At 42.2% G+C, this 5,851-nt stretch carries 5 protein-coding genes; all 5 read left to right on the top strand.

The genetic code is table 11. The features are described 5' to 3' along the window. On the top strand, nt 1-1,342 hold a 1,342-nt coding region (locus tag B9J84_RS00685), incomplete at its 5' end, for a cyclic diguanylate phosphodiesterase (protein WP_094123296.1). Between the two features lie 240 nt (nt 1,343-1,582). Beyond that, nucleotides 1,583-2,050 carry a DUF2919 domain-containing protein gene (locus B9J84_RS00680; RefSeq protein WP_088732761.1) on the top strand — a complete coding sequence of 156 codons (468 nt, stop codon included), beginning with the start codon at nt 1,583-1,585 and terminating at the stop codon, nt 2,048-2,050. Between the two features lie 66 nt (nt 2,051-2,116). Further along, complete coding sequence (locus tag B9J84_RS00675; RefSeq protein WP_094123295.1) at nt 2,117-3,019, top strand: Dyp-type peroxidase; 903 nt, start codon at nt 2,117-2,119, stop codon at nt 3,017-3,019. A 125-nt stretch (nt 3,020-3,144) separates the two neighbouring features. Beyond that, nucleotides 3,145-4,278 (top strand): flagellin, encoded by a 1,134-nt coding sequence (locus tag B9J84_RS00670; protein WP_094123294.1) that lies wholly within the window; start codon nt 3,145-3,147, stop codon nt 4,276-4,278. Nucleotides 4,279-4,521: 243 nt separating this feature from the next. Then, nucleotides 4,522-5,655: a flagellin gene (locus B9J84_RS00665; protein ID WP_019281599.1), complete on the top strand. Its 1,134-nt coding sequence runs from the start codon at nt 4,522-4,524 to the stop codon at nt 5,653-5,655. The last annotated feature ends 196 nt before the right edge of the window (nt 5,656-5,851 follow it).

The raw sequence follows: 5,851 nt of genomic DNA, 5'->3' as shown, positions 1-5,851 counted from the left end.
TCTCGTTAGTCATAATGAGAGTTGTGATGAAATTATCGTAGAATTAAGAAAAATTGTAGCGACGAGCCCTTTTGTAAGAACGACAAATTTAGCTCATGATGGAGTGATATATTGTACATCTCTTTGGGGAGAACGATCATTTATTGATAACCCGCAGACTTATATCTCAGGTGAGCTCTTATTAATGTCAGGCAGTCAAGTAGACTTGCAGCATCCACTGATTGTCGTTCGTAATGTGGAAAATGATAATGTGTCACTTAGCGGTATTGACGGATTACACATCCAACAAGCGTTACTTCAATCTTCTGCTCATGCTTTATCTCTATTTTTACAGTTGGGGGAGTTTTGGTTAGGTGAGGACGGTGTAATGTATCCAACTGATCCAACGCTTGCACTGACTGCTATTCAACAGATTAAATCAGAACGTTTCCCATTTACAATTTATGCAGGATTTGGTTACCCATCATCCTGGTCTGCATTTTGGAATGAGAGAAAGTTCTATATTTTCTTGATTGTATTTATGCAGGTGTCATTTTCGATTTGTTATTGGTGGCTTATTAACCGCCCAAAAACGTTAGATTCGGAACTTCAGCGTGCAATTCGTCAAGAAGAATTTGTACCCTATGCTCAACCGATTGTTAATGCCTCAACCAATGAAATTATGGGTATAGAAATCTTGATAAGGTGGGTTCACCCTATTCAAGGTGTGGTTCGTCCGGATCTTTTTATTCCTCAAGCTGAAGAGTCTGGGTTGATTATTCCTATGACAAAATTGCTCATTAACGAAACCGCTAAGCAGTTGAATAATTATAAGGACTCCTTACCTCATCCGTTTCATGTAGGGATAAATATTTCGCCTCAACATTGCAATGGTCAAGATCTTTTTAACCAATGTAAGGCTTTTGTTGAGTATATCGATACAGAGAAAGTAGTGCTTGTTTTAGAGCTTACTGAACGAGAGGTTCTTGAGTTTTCGGATGCAACAGATGTACTTTTCAGTAACATAAAACGTTTGGGCTGTAAGATAGCGATTGATGACTTCGGAACTGGCCATTCCAGTCTGATAAACTTACAAAAAATCGATCTTGACTACTTAAAAATTGATCAAATATTCATTAAAAACATAGGAAAGGATCCTATTGCTGAACACTTGGTTGAAAATACGATTGAACTTGCTAAGCGTTTATCAATTGATCTTGTTGCTGAGGGCGTTGAGCTGGCTGAGCAAGCTGAATATCTAAAAAATCATAATGTTAACTATTTACAAGGTTTTTTATTCGCAAAACCTGTGCCTCTATCGGAATTCTTACAGGCGTATCAAGACCAATGTCATGCTAAATAATTACGATAGTTTTTAAACTAGCGACCTGATTTGGTTGTGATATCTGACTTCCCATCCATACCACTGTTTAGTAGACCTGTGTAACGTTTATTGAAAATCTTTGAGGATTATCCTGCCTACCCGCAATTCCGAGTCGTTTGCGTGCATTCAAGTTAGAAACTGGTCAAGAGCAAAAGATCTGGCTAGCTATTTGAAATCGATTCGCTAAAGTAAAAACGTTTTTTTAAAAGAGCGAAGGTATTGATGCGTTATGCGTTAGAGCGATACGACCAACATGGTTTTCTTAAAGCCCCTAAACTTATCTGGCTTGGTTGGTTATTTTTGGCAAAAGCTTGGATTGTTTTCGTGGTGGCAGGAGCAAGCCGAGATAATGGCACGACGATTTTAACCATTGTTTACCCAGACCATTCGATGCTTTATTTGGGGTTGATTATGGGGTTGCCAAGTATCATTCTGATGTGGCTTATCAGCTTACGTGCTCCTGAACGATCGTGGCTAAACCGCATCGTCAGCATGGGAAAACCGCTGACGTTACTTATGGTTATCTTGCAATTTATACAAACGCTTTATCATATCTATTTAGAGCACGGCGTTTTTAATTGGGCCAATGCAAGCACACTGTTGGTGCTGTTATGGTTTGGTCTATATCTACTGAAGAGTAAAAGTGTGCGTGATTGTTTTTCTATCCCGCTCATAGACAAGGCGTGATCCCAATCAAGGTCGCCCCAAAAAACTGAATTACACTGAGCAAAAATAAGTAAGTGAGGATATTTTATGACACAACCTCAAACCGCGATTCTGCCTGAAGCAGGTCCGTTTGCACTGTTTAGCCTTTTAAAAGTAAAGCAAAATCCGGCGCATGTTTTAGCGCAATTGAAAGCATTGCCCGCTTTAGTCAATGAGATAAATCAACATCAACCCGGCGCTGAATTAACCGTGTCGGTCGCATTTACTCGCACCTTTTGGCAGCGTTTAAACCAAAGCATACCACAAGAGCTGATTGATTTTCCTGAGCTTGGTAAAGGCGAAACCATAGCACCAAATACCGAGGTGGATGTGTTGATTCACTGCCATTCTCAGCGTCATGACTTGCTGTTTTATGTGTTGCGTAAATGGATGGAACCTGTGGCTGAGTTGGTTGAAATGGTGGATGAAACCTACTCATTTCGTTACTTAGATGCGCGAGATATGACGGACTTTATCGATGGCACTGAAAACCCTAAAGCCGAAAAACGTCAAGAAGTGGCACTGATTGCTGATGGTGAATTTGCTGGCGGCAGTTATGTGATGTTGCAGCGTTTTGTGCATAACCTTCCAGCTTGGAATCGCTTAAATGTGGCGGCGCAAGAAAAAGTGATTGGGCGTACTAAGCCTGATTCGATTGAGCTTGATAATGTACCTGCAGCGTCTCACGTTGGCCGTGTCGATATCAAAGAAGAGGGGAAAGGGCTGAAAATTGTTCGTCACAGCTTACCTTACGGTACGGTGAGTGGTGAGCACGGTTTACTATTCATTGCTTATTGCCATACGCTGCATAACTTTAAAGTGATGTTGGAAAGTATGTATGGTGTGGCGGATGGTAAAACAGACCAACTGCTGCGCTTTACCAAAGCCGTAACGGGTGCGTACTTTTTTGCCCCTTCAGCTGAGATGCTGCAACATCTTGAACTAAAGTAAGTTTCAATACTGACCTACTATCGGACCGAGCCTTGTGCTCGGTTTTTCTTTTTTAAGCATTTTATGTAAAGAAAAGCGTCTACTGTCCGATAAAGAGATCATTCATTCTATGGCATGGGTCTGTTATGGCAATTACCGTTAATACCAATGTTTCTGCTTTGATTGCGCAGCGCCACTTAGGCTCAGCAAGCGAAATGTTGAATCAATCTTTGGAGCGTCTTGCTTCCGGGAAGCGTATTAATAGTGCCAAAGATGATGCTGCGGGTTTACAAATTTCGAATCGCCTTGAGTCGCAAATGAGGGGCTTAGATGTCGCTGTACGCAATGCTAACGATGGCATTTCAATCATGCAGACTGCTGAAGGTGCAATGCAAGAGACCACCAGCCTGCTTCAGCGTATGCGAGATCTCTCTTTGCAGTCGGCGAATGGCGCGAACAGTAAAGCGGATAGGCAAGCTTTACAGGAAGAAATGAGCGCCTTGAACGATGAATTAAACCGAATTGCTGAAACCACCTCTTTTGGTGGTCGTAAGTTACTGAATGGTTCGTTTGGTCAATCCTCATTTCAGATAGGGGCGAGCTCTGGCGAAGCAGTGCAAGTTTCGTTAAAAAATATGCGTTCAGACAGTTTGGATATGGGGGGCTTTAGCTATGTTGCGGCAGGCATGGTGGATAGCCAGTGGCGGGTGACACAAGATAATCGGCAGCTCACCATGAGTTATACCGATGCCAAGGGAAAACAGCACAACATTCAAATCCAAGCAAAAGTAGGGGACGATATTGAAGAGTTGGCAACCTACATCAATGGGCAAACCGATAAAGTATCGGCGTCAGTCAACGACAAAGGACAGCTACAGCTGTTCATGGCGGGTAAAGAAACCTCTGGGACTATTGATTTTAAAGGTAGCTTAGCCAATCAGTTGCAAATGAATGTGACGGGATATGAAGCAGTAGACACTCTTGATATTACCGAAGTCGGTGGTGCGCAGCGGGCGGTTGCCGTCATTGATACCGCAATGCAGTACGTTGATAGCCATCGCTCTGAGTTAGGCGCGTTGCAAAACCGTTTTAACCACGCCATCAACAATCTCGACAACGTACATGAAAACCTCGCTTCTTCAAACAGTCGAATTAAAGATACGGACTATGCGAAAGAGACCACCCAAATGGTAAAACAGCAAATCTTACAACAAGTCAGTACCTCTATTCTTGCGCAAGCCAAAAAACAGCCAAACCTAGCATTGGCCTTACTTCGCTAGCGATAAAAATCAACAATTATCGACCTTTATCAACAACTCCTTAGCGAAATTATTACTTTTTTGATGGGTTTTTGACCTCTTGTCCTGTTTTTTACACTAAACACATTTTTTTTAAGAAAATTGAAAAAAAATCCTCAAGCTTTGGAAAATACCGCCGTTATAAAAAGTAACTTTGAGAGAACTATTTGGTTTTCCGAGACGTCGGAAACCGGAAACATCGGAAAATCAATTGGAGTAATCACCATGGCAGTTAATGTAAATACCAACGTATCAGCGATGACAGCACAGCGTTACCTAAACAGCGCTAGCAATGCACAACAAACATCAATGGAACGCCTATCTTCTGGCTTTAAAATCAACAGCGCAAAAGATGATGCGGCAGGCCTACAAATCTCTAACCGTTTGAATGTTCAGAGCCGCGGTCTTGACGTAGCAGTACGTAATGCGAATGACGGTATTTCTATTGCACAAACCGCTGAGGGTGCGATGAATGAAACGACCAACATTTTGCAACGTATGCGTGACTTGTCACTACAATCAGCTAACGGCTCAAACTCAAAAGCAGACCGTGTAGCGATTCAAGAAGAAGTAACCGCTCTGAATGACGAGTTAAACCGTATCGCAGAAACCACATCATTTGGTGGCAACAAATTACTTAACGGTACTTTTGAAACTAAGTCATTCCAAATCGGTGCGGATAACGGTGAAGCCGTCATGCTTAGCCTAAACAACATGCGTAGTGACAATGCTATGATGGGCGGCACAAGCTACCAAGCGGCGAACGGCAAAGATAAAGATTGGTCAGTTCAAGCCGGCAGCAACGATCTACAAATCACACTGAAAGATACTTCAGGTACAGATCAGACTATCAATATCTCAGCTAAAGAAGGCGATGATATTGAAGAGTTGGCGACTTACATCAACGGCCAAACTGATATGGTGAAAGCATCTGTTGATGATGAAGGAAAACTACAAGTCTTCGCTGGCAGTAATAAAGTAGAAGGCCCTGTAACATTCGCAGGCGGTCTTGCTGGTGAGCTCGGCATGCAAGCTGGTCAAGCTGTTACCGTAGATGTCATTGATGTGACCTCTGTGGGTGGCGCTCAAGAATCGGTTGCCATTGTTGATGCTGCACTGCAATTTGTAGATAGCCACCGTGCACAATTAGGTGCATTCCAAAATCGCTTTAGCCATGCAATCAGCAACTTAGATAACATTAACGAAAACGTGAGTGCTTCTAAGAGCCGTATTAAAGATACTGACTTTGCCAAAGAAACAACAGCGCTTACTAAGTCGCAAATTCTTTCTCAAGCATCAAGCTCAGTGCTGGCTCAAGCAAAACAAGCGCCACAAGCGGCACTTAGCTTACTTGGCTAAAAGAGCCCAATAGCTCAAGAGTTACCCTTAATGAAAATCCAGCCTCGGCTGGATTTTTTTGCTTAGCGGCAAAGTGGAAAAAGTGTTAGTTGATGCAGCATTATCTTTCTTACTTTTTGACGCTAATCACATTTCTCATGCTCGCTGCATAAATTTTAAAAAAAGGCTTATTTTTTTCTAAAGGATATAAATCTTT

It is taken from the genome of Vibrio sp. V03_P4A6T147, assembly GCF_002241085.1.
Taxonomy (GTDB): Bacteria; Pseudomonadota; Gammaproteobacteria; order Enterobacterales; family Vibrionaceae; genus Vibrio; species Vibrio anguillarum.
This window is presented reverse-complemented; position numbering and strand designations above follow the sequence as displayed.

What these genes read in the sequence shown, in the direction of transcription:
- B9J84_RS00675 (WP_094123295.1), top strand. Translation starts at nt 2,117, where the DNA reads ATGACACAACCTCAAACCGCGATTCTGCCTGAAGCAGGTCCGTTTGCA.
- B9J84_RS00670 (WP_094123294.1), top strand. Translation starts at nt 3,145, where the DNA reads ATGGCAATTACCGTTAATACCAATGTTTCTGCTTTGATTGCGCAGCGC.
- B9J84_RS00665 (WP_019281599.1), top strand. Translation starts at nt 4,522, where the DNA reads ATGGCAGTTAATGTAAATACCAACGTATCAGCGATGACAGCACAGCGT.